General features: G+C 65.0%; 11 protein-coding genes and 1 tRNA gene. 9 read left to right on the top strand and 3 right to left on the bottom strand.

Annotated elements, in window-relative coordinates; translation table 11 throughout:
* From N5C88_RS29730 to N5C88_RS29690, 9 genes are all read left to right on the top strand, one after another.
* The coding region (locus N5C88_RS29730) for a hypothetical protein (protein WP_280016781.1) at nucleotides 1-180 on the top strand (180 nt) is incomplete at its 5' end.
* 37 nt (nucleotides 181-217) lie between these two features.
* Nucleotides 218-2,473: a phospholipase C, phosphocholine-specific gene (locus tag N5C88_RS29725; RefSeq protein WP_280016780.1), complete on the top strand. Its 2,256-nt coding sequence runs from the start codon at nucleotides 218-220 to the stop codon at nucleotides 2,471-2,473.
* Between the two features lie 78 nt (nucleotides 2,474-2,551).
* Nucleotides 2,552-3,973 carry a YadA-like family protein gene (locus N5C88_RS29720; RefSeq protein ID WP_280016779.1) on the top strand — a complete coding sequence of 474 codons (1,422 nt, stop codon included), beginning with the start codon at nucleotides 2,552-2,554 and terminating at the stop codon, nucleotides 3,971-3,973.
* An 86-nt stretch (nucleotides 3,974-4,059) separates the two neighbouring features.
* Nucleotides 4,060-5,001, top strand: coding sequence for a LysR substrate-binding domain-containing protein (locus tag N5C88_RS29715; protein ID WP_059375512.1), 942 nt, complete (start codon nucleotides 4,060-4,062; stop codon nucleotides 4,999-5,001).
* A gap of 80 nt (nucleotides 5,002-5,081) precedes the next feature.
* Entirely contained in the window at nucleotides 5,082-6,479 is a 1,398-nt protein-coding gene (locus N5C88_RS29710) for a VOC family protein (protein WP_280016778.1), read from the top strand.
* Complete coding sequence (locus N5C88_RS29705) at nucleotides 6,476-7,651, top strand: alpha-hydroxy acid oxidase (RefSeq protein ID WP_280016777.1); 1,176 nt, start codon at nucleotides 6,476-6,478, stop codon at nucleotides 7,649-7,651. The genes N5C88_RS29710 and N5C88_RS29705 overlap by 4 nt, the downstream gene beginning before the upstream one ends.
* 100 nt (nucleotides 7,652-7,751) lie before the next feature.
* The gene (locus N5C88_RS29700; protein ID WP_059375507.1) at nucleotides 7,752-8,741 is read left to right on the top strand and encodes a tripartite tricarboxylate transporter substrate binding protein; all 990 of its coding nucleotides are present in this window, start codon (nucleotides 7,752-7,754) and stop codon (nucleotides 8,739-8,741) included.
* A 157-nt stretch (nucleotides 8,742-8,898) separates the two neighbouring features.
* Nucleotides 8,899-8,983: transfer RNA gene (locus N5C88_RS29695), tRNA-Leu, on the top strand.
* A 404-nt stretch (nucleotides 8,984-9,387) separates the two neighbouring features.
* Entirely contained in the window at nucleotides 9,388-10,287 is a 900-nt protein-coding gene (locus tag N5C88_RS29690; protein WP_251877593.1) for a LysR family transcriptional regulator, read from the top strand.
* Between the two features lie 16 nt (nucleotides 10,288-10,303).
* On the opposite strand, the gene N5C88_RS29685 is transcribed toward N5C88_RS29690, so the two are convergent.
* The 3 genes from N5C88_RS29685 to N5C88_RS29675 form a co-directional block, all read right to left on the bottom strand.
* Nucleotides 10,304-12,388, bottom strand: coding sequence for an acetate--CoA ligase family protein (locus N5C88_RS29685; protein ID WP_280016776.1), 2,085 nt, complete (start codon nucleotides 12,386-12,388; stop codon nucleotides 10,304-10,306).
* Nucleotides 12,389-12,396: 8 nt separating this feature from the next.
* Nucleotides 12,397-13,560 carry an acyl-CoA dehydrogenase family protein gene (locus N5C88_RS29680; RefSeq protein WP_059375500.1) on the bottom strand — a complete coding sequence of 388 codons (1,164 nt, stop codon included), beginning with the start codon at nucleotides 13,558-13,560 and terminating at the stop codon, nucleotides 12,397-12,399.
* A 105-nt stretch (nucleotides 13,561-13,665) separates the two neighbouring features.
* The gene (locus N5C88_RS29675) at nucleotides 13,666-15,096 is read right to left on the bottom strand and encodes an NAD-dependent succinate-semialdehyde dehydrogenase (RefSeq protein WP_280016775.1); all 1,431 of its coding nucleotides are present in this window, start codon (nucleotides 15,094-15,096) and stop codon (nucleotides 13,666-13,668) included.
* Nucleotides 15,097-15,151: the final 55 nt, after the last annotated feature.

Here is a 15,151-nt window from a genome sequence, read left to right as displayed (position 1 = left end):
GGAGTTTTCATGACCCCGTACTTTGCACTGGGCCGCGCCCTTGTTGCGGCCATCGCCTTGAGTTTGACCCTTGCCGCCTGCGGCGGCGATGACGACTCGGATGACGGCGCGACCGCGCCGCCCGAGACCGGACAGCCCGAGACGCCGCCGCCCGCGCCGCAACTGCGCTGCGCGCCCTGAACGCCCGATCCGCTCAACCCAACGCAAGAGTAGCCCCATGACCAAGACCTACCCCTCGCATTCCGCCAGCGTGTCCCCGGCCTTGCCGGGCCGCCGGCAGTTCTTCCGCGCCTCGGCCCAGGCGGCCGGCGCCCTGTCGGCGATGGCCTTGCTGCCCGCCTCGATCCAGCGCGCGCTGGCGGTTCCCGCGGCGGTCGAAAGCGGCACCATCAAGGACATCAAGCACATCGTGATCCTGATGCAGGAGAACCGCTCGTTCGACCACTATTTCGGCACCATGCGCGGCGTGCGCGGCTTCGGCGACCGCTTCCCGATTCCGCTGGCCAGCGGCAAGTCGGTGTTCTTCCAGCCCGACCCCAAGGGCGGCCAGGATATCCAGCCCTTCCGCCGCGATTCCAGGACCAGCAACGCGCTGATCGGATCGGGCACGCCGCACAATTTCCCCGACCAGCAGGCGGCCTGGAACCAGGGCAAGATGGACCAGTGGATCCAGTACAAGAACCAGGCCACCATGGGCTTCTTCATGCGCGAGGACATTCCGTACCAGTTCGCGCTGGCCGACGCCTTCACGGTCTGCGACGGCTATCACTGTTCCATCCTGACCGGCACCGATCCCAACCGCATCGTGTTCTGGTCGGGCGCCAATGCCAATCCCGAACTGCGCAAGCTGGGCGTGAACAGCACCGACACCGATTCGGAGCCCGTCAACTCGCGCTGCTGGCCCAGCCCGTCCAACTGGGTCGCGGGCCGCGCGCAGCTGGCCGACGGTTCGGGCCAGGTCGACCCCGTGACGGGCGTCTACAACTACAAGTACAAGAACAGCGCCTTCAAGTGGGACACCTTGCCCGACCTGCTGCAGCGCGCCGGAGTCAGCTGGCACATCTACCAGAACATGAACAACAACTGGACGGGCGCCATGCATGGCTGCCTGGCCTTCAAGAGCTTCCGCACCGCGCAGCCGGGTTCGCCGATCTATGAACACGGCCTGACAGGCGGCCCCGAGAAGAACGACGGCGCCGTCAATTTCCTGGCGCAGCTCAAGCAGGACGTGGCCAACGGCACCTTGCCGCAGGTGTCCTGGGTGCTGCCCACCCAGGCGCTGGCCGAGCATCCGGGTAGCAGCGAAGGCGTGGCCGGCGCGGCCGACTTCATTGCCGACGTGCTGGACGCCTTGACCTCCAATCCGGAAGTCTGGAGCAAGACCGCGCTGTTCGTGACCTTCGACGAGAACGACGGCTTCTTCGATCACGCCGCCATGCCGGCAGTGCCGTCCTATGACGCCAACGGCGTGCTGATGGGCAAGTCCACCGTGCCGCTGGACGGCGAGTACTTCGATGCCTCGGTGGGCAGCTACCTGAAGGCCGATGACAAGATCACCGGCAACATCCGGCCGTGGGGCCTGAGCTCGCGCGTGCCCATGTACGTGGTGTCGCCGTGGAGCAAGGGCGGCTGGGTCAATTCACAGGTGTTCGATCACACCTCCGTGGGCCGGTTCCTGGAGCAGCGCTTCGACATCAAGGTCGACGCCATCAGTCCTTGGAGCCGCGCGGTTTGCGGCGACCTGACCTCCTGCTTCGACTTCGTCAGCCCCAACGATCCCCGCGTGCCCACGCTGCCCGACACCAGCAACTATCCCGCGATCAACGCGGCGCAGAAGCTGTTGCCCACCACTGCCGTGACGCAGGCGCCCGCCATCCCCCAGCCGCTGTTCCAGGAGACCGGCACGCGGCTGTCGCGCGCGCTGCCTTATGAACTGCACACCAGCGCCCGGCTGGGCGCGGACGGCGCCGTCGAACTGCTGTTCAGCAACACGGGCGAAGCGGGCGCGGTGTTCCATGTGTACGACAAGCGCAACCTGGACCTGATCCCGCGGCGCTACACCGTCGAAGCCGGCAAGACGCTGTCGGACACCTGGACCGGCGGCGACTATGACCTGTGGGTGTACAGCAGCAACGGCTTCGTGCGGACCTTCTCCGGCAACACCCAGCGCGGCGCGGCTTTGGAAGTGCAGGTCTGCTACGAGCCGGCCGGCAGCGCGCTCTACGTGAAGGTGTCCAACCGCGGCACGGCCAGCCTGCAGGCGAACCTGCAATCCAACGCCTACCGCAAGGACGGCCCCTGGACCCTGGCGGTCGAGCCGGGCAAGGTCGCCGAACACCACTTGTCCATCAAGGAAAGCGGCAACTGGTACGACTTCACCGTCACCGCCGAAGGCTTCGAACGCCGCTTCGCCGGACGCATGGAGAACGGCCGCGCGAGCGTCAGCGACCCCGCCATGGCGCTGCATCTGTGATGGCCCAGGCATGAGCGGGCCAGGCGCGCATCGGGGTGCGCGCCTGGCCGTCCGCAACAAAAAACTACCAACATGATCATGAAGAACACATACGCAATTCTGGCCGCCAACGGCTTGTCGGTGGCGGTTCTGGTGGGTGCGCTGGCCGGGGGATCGGCCGCGCAGGCGCAGACCGCGCCGCCCGTGATGTGGGACGGCAGCAATCTCGGCTATGGACCGGGCGCCGCCCAGGGTGTGACGGGCAAAGGTAATCACGCCATAGGCAAGAACGCCGGCGTCAACGTGAAAGGCAGCAACAACATCGGCCTGGGCAATGGCGCGGGCCAGGACGTGAGCACCAACTGGAACCTCGCGATCGGCGAGGGCGCGGGCTCCAAGGTCGGCGGCAAGAACGCCAACCAGGCCATCGGCTATTACGCCGGCACCAACGTGCAGGGCGGCTGGAACCAGTCGTTCGGCCGCAGCGCCGGGCAGAACGTCACGGGCGACTACAACGATGCCTTTGGCTTCTGGGCCGGCACGGACACGGTGGGCAACAACAATGCCGCCTATGGCACCAACGCCGGCCGCAACGTCACCGGCAACGGCAACTCGGCATTCGGCCAGGAAGCGGGCCGCAATGTCGTCGGCGACGGCAACCTGGCGCTGGGCCAGAACGCGGGCCAGAACGTGGAGGGCGAGGGCAACCTGGCGCAGGGCAAGAATGCCGGGCAGAACGTGACCGGCGCCAACAACATGGCTGCCGGCGCCTACGCGGGCTACGGCGTGCAGGGCGACGGCAATACGGCTAGCGGGCTGGCCGCCGGCCGCGACGTCGTCGGCAACAACAACGTGGCGCAGGGCACGGCCGCCGGGTCGGGCGTGCGCGGCAGCGACAACGTATCGATAGGCTCGAATGCCGGACGCGGTTCCGTGGCGGAACGTAGCGTGTCGGTGGGCGCGGACTCGTCCGCGGCTACGCAGAGCGTCGCGGTCGGCGCCGGCGCGGTAGCCAGCGCGGGCAACAGCGTGGCGCTGGGGGCGGGGTCCTCGGCGGCGCGCGGCGCGCAGGAAGGCTACGAGGCCTACGGCATGGCGCGGCCCCAAAACTCCACCGGCGAGGTGAACGTGGGCGGACGCCAGATGACGGGCGTGGCGGCAGGCAGCGAGGACACCGATGCCGTCAATGTGGGTCAGCTGCGCGCCGCCAGCAGCGCAAGCGAGGCGCGCGTGGGCGCCGTCGAGCATTCCGTGCAGAACCTGCGCAACGACCTGGATTCCCAGGAGCGCATGCTGAGCGCGGGCGTGGCCGCGGCCATGGCGACGGCTTCCTTGCCGCAGGCCTATCTGCCGGGCCGCAACATGCTGTCCATGGCGGGCGGCACCTGGAATGGCGAATCGGGCTACGCCATGGGCCTGTCGCGCGTTTCCAGCGGCGGGCGCTGGGTCTACAAGGTATCGGCCAACGGCACGTCCCGCGGTGATTTCGGCGGCGCGGCGGGGGTCGGATACCAGTGGTGAGCCTGGGCCTGCGATAATGCCGCAAGCGCTGCGGCCGGCGATGGGACGCCGGCCGCGGCCAGCACAGGCATACCCGGATCGGCCCCATGGAAAAGCGTTTGATGCCATCGATGATGGCGCTGCAATGTTTCGAGGCGGTGGCGCGGCACATGAGCTTCACGCGCGCCGCCGAGGAACTGCACATGACTCAGAGCGCGATCAGCAAGCAGATCGCGCAGCTGGAGGCGCTGCTGCGCAACCCGCTGTTCCTGCGGGTGCGGCGGCGCCTGCAACTGACGCCTGCGGGAGCCTTGTACCAGTCCGAGGTCAGGGCCATCCTGAACCAGGTGGACATGTCCTCGCGCTACATCCTGACCTACGGCAGCGAGACCCAGGTGCTCACCATCGGCACCCAGCCCACCTTCGGCGCGCGCTGGCTGATCCCGCGCCTGCAAGGCTTCATGGCCGCGCATCCGGACATCCAGGTCAAGGTGCGCAGCGAAACCCGGCCCTTCGACCTGATGCAGGCCAAGATCGACATCTCCTTCTTCTTCGGGCATGGCACCTTGCCGGGCGCCCAGTGCCGGGAATTGTTCGGTGCAGAGGTGGTGCCGGTGTGCGCGCCCGGCTTTCTTCCGGGTGACAGGGTCGACAGCCTGGAGGCGCTGAGCGCGCAGGCGCTGATCCAATGCGCTTCGCGCCCGGAAGCCTGGCACGACTACTTCTCGCGTCAGCAGTTCCAGTCCGACCGCAGCTACCACGGTCCCCGCTTCGATACCTTCTACATGTGCGTGCGTGCGGCAGAGGGCGGCTGCGGCGTGGCGTTGACGCCGCGCCTGCTGGCCGAAGAGGAGTTGCAGGCCGGCAAGCTGGTGATTCCCTGGGACTATGTGCAGCCCAGCGACGGCGCGTACTTCGTCGCCTACTCCGAGCATTCGGCCGAAGTGCCCAAGATCAAGCAGTTCGTCGCCTGGGTGGAACAAGAGGCCGCGCGCAAGCGCGAGCGCGACGCCCAGCGCGCGCGATCCATGAAAAAACGGACTGATTAAGCCGATTTTTTTCATTTGATTGCGCGCGCAGCGCATGATTTCATGCGGCCATCCTTGTTTACCGATGTGCCGAGCCCGCCATGAGTCAGAATTTCGTCAATCCGGACCAGATCCGCGCCTGGTTCTCCCGCGCCATGTCCGACATGTACAAGTCGGAAGTGCCGCTGTACGACACGCTGCTGGACCTGGTCGCACAGGTCAACGCCAAGACGCTGGCCGAGCAGCCCGAGCTGGCCGCGCAGCTGGCGCGCACCGGCGAGATCGAGCGCCTGGACATCGAGCGCCACGGCGCGATCCGCGTCGGCACCGCGCAGGAACTGGCCAACCTGCGGCGCGTGTTCGCCGTGATGGGCATGCAGCCGGTGGGCTATTACGATCTGTCGCCGGCCGGCGTGCCGGTGCATTCCACCGCCTTTCGCGCCACCCACGAAGCCTCGTTGCAGGCCAGCCCGTTCCGCGTTTTCACTTCGCTGCTGCGGCTGGAACTGATCGCTGACGAGACCTTGCGCGAGAAGGCGGCCCGCATCCTGGCCGCGCGCCAGATCTTCACCGCGCGCACGCTGGAACTCGCGGCCCGCTTCGAGGCGCAGGGCGGATTGGATGTAGCCGCGGCCCGCGAATTCGTGGAAGAAGCCCTGCATACCTTCCGCTGGCATAGCGAGGCCACCGTCAGCCTTGAAGACTACGAGGAACTGCATGGTCAGCATCGCCTGATCGCCGACGTGGTGGCCTTCAAGGGCCCGCACATCAACCACCTGACCCCGCGCACGCTGGACATCGATGAAGCCCAGGCCGAGATGCCCCGCCGCGGCGTGTCCGCCAAGGCCGTGATCGAAGGCCCGCCGCCGCGCAAGTGCCCGATCCTGCTGCGCCAGACCAGCTTCAAGGCGCTGGAGGAAGCGGTCCTGTTCGCCGGCGCCGACGGCCAGTCCGCGGCCGGCAGCCACACGGCGCGCTTCGGCGAGATCGAGCAGCGCGGCGTCGCGCTGACCCGCAAGGGCCGGGCGCTGTACGACCAGTTGCTGGACCTGGCCCGCAGCCGCATCAGCGGCGCGCCCAACGAAGGCAACGCCGCGGCCTACATGCAGAACCTGCAGGACTGTTTCGCCGCCTTCCCGGATGACTACGACGCGCTGCATGCGCAGGGGCTGGCCTATTTCCGCTATTTCCTGACCGGCAAGGAAGGCGCGGATCCCGAGGCCGGCCTGCAGGACCTGATCGCCCAGGGCCACATCCGCTTCGAGCCGCTGGTGTACGAGGACTTCCTGCCCGTCAGCGCGGCCGGCATCTTCCAGTCGAACCTGGGCGACAAGGCCCAGGCCGAATACGCGCAGAACGCCAGCCAGGCCGCTTTCGAGCAGGCCCTGGGCGCCAAGGTGCGGGACGAACTGGCGCTTTACCAGGATACGCAGGACCGTTCGCTGGCCGCCTGCATGCAGGCGCTGCGCGAGCAAGCCGGCTCGCCGGTGGCCGCATGAGCCGTCTGGACCGTTGCCTGTCCGTGCGCGACTTCGAACGCGAGGCGCGGCGCATCATGCCGCGCTGCGTCGAAGGCTACGTCTGCGGCGGCACCGAGGACGGCGCTTCGCTGGCCGAGAGCGTGCGCGCGCTGGGCGACGTGGGTTTCCGGCCGCGCGGCCTGCGCGTGGTCGACCAGCGCAGCAGCCGGGTCGAACTCTACGGACAGCGCTACGCCATGCCGCTGGGGTTCGCGCCTACCGGGTTCTCCGCCATCGTCATGCATGAGTGCGACCTGGCGTTGGCGCAGGCCGCCCAGCAGGCCGAGATTCCGTTCATCATCAGCGGCGCTTCCAGCGTACCGCTGGAACGTTTGCAGGAAGCCACCGGCAAGCGCTGCTGGTACCAGGCTTATCTGCCAGGCAATACCGAGCGCATCGCCAAGCTGCTGGCGCGGCTGCGCCAGGCCGAGATCCCGGTGCTAGTGGTGACCATCGACACCTGCGTGGGCGCCAACCGCGAGAACCTGCAGAAGCTCTCGTTCACCGTGCCCTTCAAGCTCAGCCCCAGCGTGATGCTGGACGGCATGCGCCATCCGCGCTGGAGCTTCAACGTCTTCGTGCGCACGCTGCTGGGCAGCGGCATCCCCAGGTTCTCGAACCTGTACGAAGAAATCGGCCCGCCCATCACGCAAGACCCGCCCAACGGTTTTCGCGGCGAACGCGACAAGCTGTCGTGGGAGCACATCCGCTGGATCCGCGAGAACTGGCCGGGCAAGCTGGTGCTCAAGGGCGTGATGCATCCCGACGATGCGCGCCTGGCCTGCGCGGCAGGCGCCGACGGCGTGATCGTGTCGAACCACGGCGGACGCCAGCTGGATGGCTGCATCTCGCCCCTGCAGGCGCTGCCCGACGTGGTGGCCGCGGTGCCGCCCGGCTTCCCGGTCATGGTGGACGGCGGCTTTCGCCGCGGCTCCGACGTGCTCAAGGCCGTGGCCCTGGGCGCGCGCATGGTCTTCACCGGCAGGCCCCAATTGTTCGGCGCGGCCGTGGCCGGCAGCGCCGGCATCCGCAAAGTCGCGGACATATTCCGCAGCGAGATCTCGACCAACATGGCGCTGCTCGGCTGCGCGACGCTGGCCGACCTCACACCGGACCTGATCGCGCCCTTGCGGCCGGCGGCGACCGCCTGACGCGGGCGGCGCCAGCCACCCCGGGCAGGAGCACCCGCACAACAACAAAAAAAAAGCGCGCATTTCCATGCGCGCCCATCCGTTTTCGACAGGAGGAAACATGAAGAAGATCTATACCAAACTGGCCGGCGTGGCGGCAGTGCTGGCGTGCCTCGCCAGCGGACCGGCGCAGGCCCAGGCCGGCGCCTATCCGACCAAGCCGGTGCGGCTGGTCGTGGGTTACGCCCCAGGCGGCACCACCGACATCAGCGCGCGCATGATCGCCGACGTGCTGGGCAAGGAGTTCGGCCAGACCTTCGTGGTCGAGAACAAGCCCGGCGCCAACAGCAACATCGGCGCCGAGTCCGTCGCCCGTTCGGCGCCCGACGGCTACACCCTGTTCGTCGGATCGATTTCCACCGCGATCAACCAGTCGCTCTATTCCAAGATGTCCTATGACGCGCTCAAGGACCTGGACGCAGTCGCCCTGCTGAACGTGGTGCCCAACATCCTGGCCGTCAACGCCAGCGTGCCGGTCAAGTCGGTGCAGGAATACATCGCCTACGCCAAGAAGAACCCCGGCAAGCTCACCTGCGCGTCGCCCGGCAACGGCTCGTCCGCGCACCTGGGCTGCGAACTCTTCAAGATGAAGACCGGCATCGACATCCTGCACGTTCCGTACCGCGGCAGCGGCCCGGCCGTGGCCGACCTGCTGGGCGGACAAGTCGACTCGATCTTCGACAACCTGCCGCCGCTGCTGCCGCACGTGCGCGCGGGCAAGCTGACGGGTCTTGCCGTCACGACCGGCAGCCGCGTGCCGTTCGCCCCGGAAATCCCCACCATCGCCGAATCCGGCGTGGAAGGCTTTGACGTGGCGGCCTGGTTCGGCGTGTATGCGCCGGCTGGCACCCCGCCGGAAATCGTCCAGAAGGTCAACGCCGCCATCAACAAGGCCCTGACCTCCGACGCCGCGCTGGCCGCCAGCTACCAGACCAACGGCTTCCTCATGCCCCCGCCGCCCAACACGCCGCAAGCGTTCAAGGCCTTCATGGAAAGCGAAACCCGCAAGTGGGGCGAGGTCGTCAAGGCGACCAACCTGCAGATCAACTGATAGGCTGGGGATGGGGCCGTCCGAGGCCCCTCAGAAGCGTTCTTGGGGACGGATTGGTGGCGTTGCAGCGACAAAGCAGCACGGAACCACCCGATTCCTGATTTGCGTGATAGAATGTTCGACTTTCCAGGAAAGCACGCTTTTCTGGTTGAAGTTAGCCGACGTGGTGAAATTGGTAGACACGCTATCTTGAGGGGGTAGTGGCGAAAGCTGTGCGAGTTCGAGTCTCGCCGTCGGCACCAAGAATTTGTTCCAGGCATACGCCTGGAAAGTAAAAAGCCCGTAAGAATCCATTTCTTACGGGCTTTTTGTCGCTTGCTTCATCCGATCGTGGACAGGCGGCGAGCCAAGAATGTTGCATTTGCACGCTTGCTGGCGGCAGCGCACCTGCGCCGGAAAGTCATGGGGCGGACGTCAAGAGGGGAGACGACGAAAGACTCCGGGCCCCTGTGTATGATTCGTGCTCGCCATGCAAAACAAAACTCACGGAGACAAAATGCGAACCACTCGCAAAGTGCCGGGCGCAACGCGCTCCATGGCCGGTACGGATCGCATGCGCGTCTCTGACCTTTTCACGATAGCTGGGCGGGCCGTCCATTCCATGTGAATCGTCAGTAGTCATTCCATGTCAAAGAAAATTCCCCCCATGAATCCTCTGCGCGCGTTCTATGTCGTCGCGCGCACCAAGAGTCTGACCAAGGCCGCCAAGGAGCTTCACGTCGGCCAGTCGGCGATCAGCAAGCAGCTGGACGTGCTGGAGAAGTATCTGGGGGTAAAGCTGTTCCGGCGCGAACAGCGGGGCATCAGTCTGACGGATATCGGGGAAGAGCTCGGAGAGCGGATCATTCCGGCCTTCGACCAGATCGCGGATGCGACCCATAGCATCATGGAGCAGGGCAACGACAACAAGATACGCGTGCATACCTATACGACGTTTGCCGCGAAGTGGCTGATCCCGCGACTGGAAAGCTTCCAGAAGAAATACCCAGAGTTTTCAGTCCTGATCATCAATCTGGTCAAGGACATTGATTTCGAGCGGGACCGCATTGATTTCAGCATCCAGTTGGGTAGCGGCGGCAACCCCGACACCGAAGCCGATCTATTGTTCGACGACATCATCGAGCCGGTTTGCAGCAACGCGTTTCTGAGAAAGCATGCTCCGGAAACCGCGTATCCCCAAGCCATCCTGCGCACGCGGCTACTGGTTTCGCACTATCGGCCCAAGGGGGAGTGGAAGATGTGGGCAAAGGCGCACGGGCACTTGGCCGATATTGCCGATACCCACCAGATGAATTTCAGCAGCTCGGTGCTGACGTGGCAGGCCGCCATGGACGGCCTGGGCGTGGCGATCGGTCAGGTGGCGCTCTTGATGGGGGACATCGAAGAAGGGAGCCTGCTGTATCCGTTCAAGCAGCCGGTAAGAACAGGCCTTTCCTTCTACCTGCTGCGACCCAAGGTCCGTCGCGAAGCCCGGAAGATAACTCTGTTCCGGGACTGGATTCTGTCGGAAGCCGCAGCGACCCGGCCCCTGTTGCCGGATTGCTGACGGCGATCCATGCTGGTCACGCGCTTTGCATGACCAGGGCGTCCACGGCCAGGACGCCTTGTCCTTCGGCCAACACCAGCATCGGGTTGACTTCGGCCTCCCGTAGCTTCAGTTCGGGTCGTTGCGCGAGCATGGACAGCTTGGAGATGGCGTGTGCCAGGGCCTCCAGGTCACCCTTTGGTTTGCCGCGCAAACCCGATACGGTTTTCAGGATTCGGATCTCTTCGATCATTTCCCGTGCGCCTTCGACCGATACCGGCGCCAGGCGGATGCTCCTGTCGCGCAGGACCTCAGCCCAGACGCCTCCGGCGGCCAACATGACGATGGGCCCTGCATCGGGGTCGACCCGGTAGCCGATCAATACCTCTGCCATTCCCTGCAACTGAGGTTGAACCAGCACGTGCTCGCACACGAGCTGCGGCGCTTTCTGCCGCAGATTCGTGCGTAACGTTTCGAAGGCCCGGGACAGCTGCGCGGGATCCTGAATGTTGAGCACGACGCCGCCTACTTCTGTCTTGTGGGGAATTTCCGCCGAACAGAGCTTGGCCACCACTGGATACTCGAAAGGCAGCGTCGGGATCTGGCCGTTCAATGGGAAGATTGCGTAGTCGGCATGAGGCACCTGCAAGCGGTCCAGCACGTCATAGGCTTGCGCCTCGCTCAGGGCCTGCGCTTGCGCCAATTGGGGCGATCCGGCCGCGGCGGCGGTAGAGAGTTTCCGTCGGGCAAACACCGAGGAAATGGCGTCAGCGCACGTCTCTGGCGTGCGAAAGCAGGGGATGCCTGCACGCGTCAGCGTGCCCAGAGCTTCGGGGGCGTCGGGTACCAGCATCACGGCTAGAGGCTTGTCCGCGCTGGTGAATTCCAGGATGGGTTTGACGGCCAGTTCAGGCTGCAGCCTTGCGGATGAGCCCACGACCGCGACCACCAGGTCGAACTCCGGCGCTTCCAGCATGATCTGCAGCGCCTTCTTCATGACCTCGTACTTCGTTCCTGCCAAGGTCAGGTCCAGCACGCGGCCGGCGGAGCCGGGAATCTGTGCCTCTTTCAACTTGCGCTGCGTGGCTTCGGACAGCGGCTGCACGGTCACGTTCCGAATGCCCAGTTGATCGACGACCATGGCGGCGCCGCCGCCCGTCGTGGCAACCACGCCCACCCGTTTGGCGCGGGAATCAGGCGCGGGCATTCTTTTTGCCAGCGGCAAAGCTTCGAAGAGGGTTTCCAGCATCTCGACGCGGACCACGCCCAGGTCTTTCAGGAACGCGTCCGCAATGTCGTCCTCGCCCGCCAAGGCGCCAGTGTGCGTGGCGGCCATTTCCGCCGCGGCGTTCGAACGGCCCAATTTATAGGCGATCACGGGTTTGCCCCGGCGGGCGGCCTCGGCGGCGAATGCTCTCAATTTGTCTCCGTGACGCAGGCTTTCAAGAAAGAGCACGTAGCCCGCGATCGTCGGATCGTCGAGTGTCGCCTGGCAAATCTCTCCCACGCACAAATCCGCTTCGCTGCCGACGGACACCAGGCCGGCGAAACCCACGCCGCGCGCCTTGCCTCTTGAAACCAGGGCTCCGATCATGCTGCCGCTGTGCGAGGCGACGAACAGGTTTCCCTTGGGCAGGTCAGGTTCCGCGAACGCGGCGTTCGCGGTCAGGACCAGGCCGTTGTGGGGATTGACGACGCCCAGGCTGCTTGGCCCCAGGATCCTGACGCCCGAGGCTTGCGCAAAGTCGCGAAGTTCCCGTTCGCGCTGGCAGCCTTCTTCTCCGGATTCCGAGAAACCCGTCGCCAGGATGGTCACCTGCTTCACGCCGAGTTCCGCGCATTCCCTGACGGCGGGAAGCACCGTATCGGTGGAGGACAGGATGAAGACATGCTCCGGCACCTCTGGCAAGGCACTGAGACTGGGCCAAGCCTGTTCACCCTGGACCTGATCGCGATTCGGATTGATGGGGTAGATCTTTCCTGCGAACCGCGAGCGCCGCAGGAATTGCAGGGGGCGGCCGCCCGTCTTGCCGGGATCATCCGATACGCCCACCAATGCGATGCTGCGCGGATGCAAAAGTGCCTGGCTGATCAACTGCTCGGAATGCTCGATGATGGACATGCGTACTCTCATTGATGCGAGGCTCTGGGCGCGCGCTGGGAAAACGAGCGGCCAAAAATACCCTCGGCAATTCGGTTCTTCAGTACTTCGATGGACCCGCCCGCGATCATCCAGCCGCGGGTCCGGCGAACGCAATACTCTACCAATGCTTCCTGGCTGAAACCCATTCCACCCATGATCTGCATGGCATCATTGGATGTGTCCCAGCCTGCCATATTGCAGGCGAGTTTCGCCATGGCGGTGCTTTGCGCCGAGGGCAGCCCTTGCTCGCCTTCGAGAGCGGCCTTGTAGAGCAGCAGCTGAGCTTGCTCGAGCTTCATCCACATATCGGCAAACTTCCACTGCAAGCCCTGGAACTCGCACAGCTCGCGGCCGAACTGCTTGCGCAATGTGGCATGGTCTCTGGCCATGTTGAAGGCGTACCTTCCCAGGGCCAGCGCGCGCGAGGCATTGCCCAGCCGTTCCACGTTGAATCCGGAAATCTGCTTCTTGAATCCGCCCGGACCCAACAGCAGATTTTCCTTCGGCACCCGGCATTGCTCGAAGTAAAGCTGAGACCACTGCTCTCCGTTCATGAAGCTTGAGGGCTTTCCTATCTCGAAACCCGGCGCGCCTCGTTCGATCAGAATGGACCCGATGCCTTCCACGCCAGGGCCGAACCGCACATAGACAAGAAAGAGCTCCGCGTCGGGACTGTGGGTGGAGAAAACCTTGCTGCCATTGACGACGTAGTGGTCTCCCTCGAGCACCGCCGATGTTTTCAAGTCGGTCACCGCGGAGCCGGCGCCCGGCTCCGTCATGCCTAGCGAAATCAGTTTCTTCCCAGACAGCAGGTCAGGGAGAAAGCGGGCCTTCTGTTCCTTGTTGGCATACTCGACGAAGGTGCGGATAGGTCCGAAGTTGCCCGCCTGCACGATATCCGCGCTTTTCGGACACGCCAGCGCCACTTGCTGGATCGCAAGCACGGCGTGCATCAAGGTGCCGCCCTGGCCTCCGTCCTCCTCGGGAAAAACAATGCCCAGCAAACCCTGTTCCGCCAGCAGCGCCGCGGTTTCCCAGGGGTACTGATTGGAGTGGGCCCGTTCCAGCGCTCCAGGAGCCAATTTGTCCTGCGCGAATCGCGCGACGCTATCTGCAAACGCCTGGTACTCTTCCGAAAGGTTGAAATTCATGACGGTCCCAATGGTTTCTATTTAGTGCGGGGATCTTAAGTCGGGGCATGTACGCGCAGTTTTTCCAATCGCGCCGACAAACATGCCAAAAAAACATATCAGGCGTCAGGCCAACCCGCCTTGACGCACGCACTTCACGCGCAGGAATTCCCGCAGTCCTTCCTCGCCGCCTTCAGATCCCAATCCACTGTCCTTGAAGCCGCCAAATGGCGTTTCCGGCAGCGAGGCCTGCAGATCATTGATGCAGACGACGCCACTCTCTATCTCGTTGACCAGCCGGTGCGCCAGTTTCATGTCGTTGGTGAACGCATAGGCGGCCAGCCCAAAGGGCAGCGCATTTGCCTCGGCAATGGCCTCGTCGGCGTCCTCCACGGGCATCATCAGGGCCACAGGACCGAAAGGCTCCATGCGGCTGACTTTCGCGCGCCTGTCTCGCAGCGCCAGGACGGTGGGTTGATAGAAATAGCCGCGCCCCTCGATTGCGCGGCCCCCGGCGAGCAGCGTGGCGCCGCATTCGACCGCGTTGCGCACGAGGGCATCGATGGCGGCCAGGCGGCGCTTGTTCTTCAGCGGCCCCATCCTCGACTGGGGATCGAAAGGGTCCTTTACGGCCAAGGCGCGGGTGTGCGCGACGAATCTTTCGCAGAAGTCATCGAAGATGTTCTTGTGCACAAGGAAGCGCGTGGGCGAAGTGCATACCTGGCCGGCGTTGCGGAACTTGGCTGCGACGCCTGCCGCGGCTACCTCGTCGATATCGGCATCGTGCCAGACCACGACGGGGGCGTGGCCGCCCAGCTCCAGCGTTGCTTTCTTCATGTGCAAGGCCGCCTTTGCGCCCAGCTGCTTGCCCACCTCGGTTCCGCCAGTGAAAGTGATCATGGACACCCGCGACGAGGCGCACAGCTGATCAGCAATGGACGCGGGGTCGCCAAACACCATGTTCACAGCGCCTTGCGGCAGGCCCGCGCGTTCGCAGGCCTGCGCAATCAGCAAGGCGACGCCGGCTGTTTCCTCGGAGGGCTTGAGCACGATCGTGCAGCCGGCGGCGAGGGCTCCGCTGATCTTGCGAGCGGGGGTGATGGCAGGCGCGTTCCATCCTGCAAACCCTGCCACCACGCCATATGGCTCCAGTTTGACCAGCTGCTGCACGCCTTGCGTCCTGGCCGGAATCAGGCGGCCATACAGGCGCCGCGCTTCCTCCGCGGCCCATTCGAACATTTCCGCGGCGGTGTCGACCTCCTTTCGCGCCTCGGACAGGGGTTTGCCAAGCTCGAGGGTGATCTGGCGAGACAAGTTGTCGCTGTCTCCGCGCATTTCCTGCGCCACTTTGCGCAGCAGTTCAGACCTGAGCGTGGGGCTGGTCCTGCGCCACGTGCCGTACGCGCGGTGCGCGCCGCCGATCGCCCGTTCGACGTCGTCTGGCGAAGCGGCGCGGTAGCGTCCGAGTTCCTCTTCCGTTGCAGGCGACACCAGGACCAGCTCTGCCTGGCCGGTGCCTGCGCGGAACTCGCCGTCTATGTATTGCGAATACTTCATGTCTCAATCTCCGCGTCTCGATATGGTTTTTGGAATTGCCCGCCGCGGCACCGGC

It is taken from the genome of Achromobacter sp. GD03932 (assembly GCF_029839485.1).
Lineage (GTDB): Bacteria > Pseudomonadota > Gammaproteobacteria > Burkholderiales > Burkholderiaceae_B > Achromobacter > Achromobacter bronchisepticus_A.
The sequence above is the reverse complement of the archived record's forward strand: the minus strand, read 5'-3'. Positions and strand labels throughout refer to the sequence as shown.

Excerpts from the sequence above, each read along its gene's own strand:
- N5C88_RS29675 (WP_280016775.1), bottom strand. The coding sequence starts at position 15,096 with ATGAAGTATTCGCAATACATAGACGGCGAGTTCCGCGCAGGCACCGGC.
- N5C88_RS29700 (WP_059375507.1), top strand. The coding sequence starts at position 7,752 with ATGAAGAAGATCTATACCAAACTGGCCGGCGTGGCGGCAGTGCTGGCG.
- N5C88_RS29705 (WP_280016777.1), top strand. The coding sequence starts at position 6,476 with ATGAGCCGTCTGGACCGTTGCCTGTCCGTGCGCGACTTCGAACGCGAG.
- N5C88_RS29715 (WP_059375512.1), top strand. The coding sequence starts at position 4,060 with ATGGAAAAGCGTTTGATGCCATCGATGATGGCGCTGCAATGTTTCGAG.
- N5C88_RS29710 (WP_280016778.1), top strand. The coding sequence starts at position 5,082 with ATGAGTCAGAATTTCGTCAATCCGGACCAGATCCGCGCCTGGTTCTCC.
- N5C88_RS29690 (WP_251877593.1), top strand. The coding sequence starts at position 9,388 with ATGAATCCTCTGCGCGCGTTCTATGTCGTCGCGCGCACCAAGAGTCTG.
- N5C88_RS29680 (WP_059375500.1), bottom strand. The coding sequence starts at position 13,560 with ATGAATTTCAACCTTTCGGAAGAGTACCAGGCGTTTGCAGATAGCGTC.
- N5C88_RS29720 (WP_280016779.1), top strand. The coding sequence starts at position 2,552 with ATGAAGAACACATACGCAATTCTGGCCGCCAACGGCTTGTCGGTGGCG.
- N5C88_RS29685 (WP_280016776.1), bottom strand. The coding sequence starts at position 12,388 with ATGTCCATCATCGAGCATTCCGAGCAGTTGATCAGCCAGGCACTTTTG.
- N5C88_RS29725 (WP_280016780.1), top strand. The coding sequence starts at position 218 with ATGACCAAGACCTACCCCTCGCATTCCGCCAGCGTGTCCCCGGCCTTG.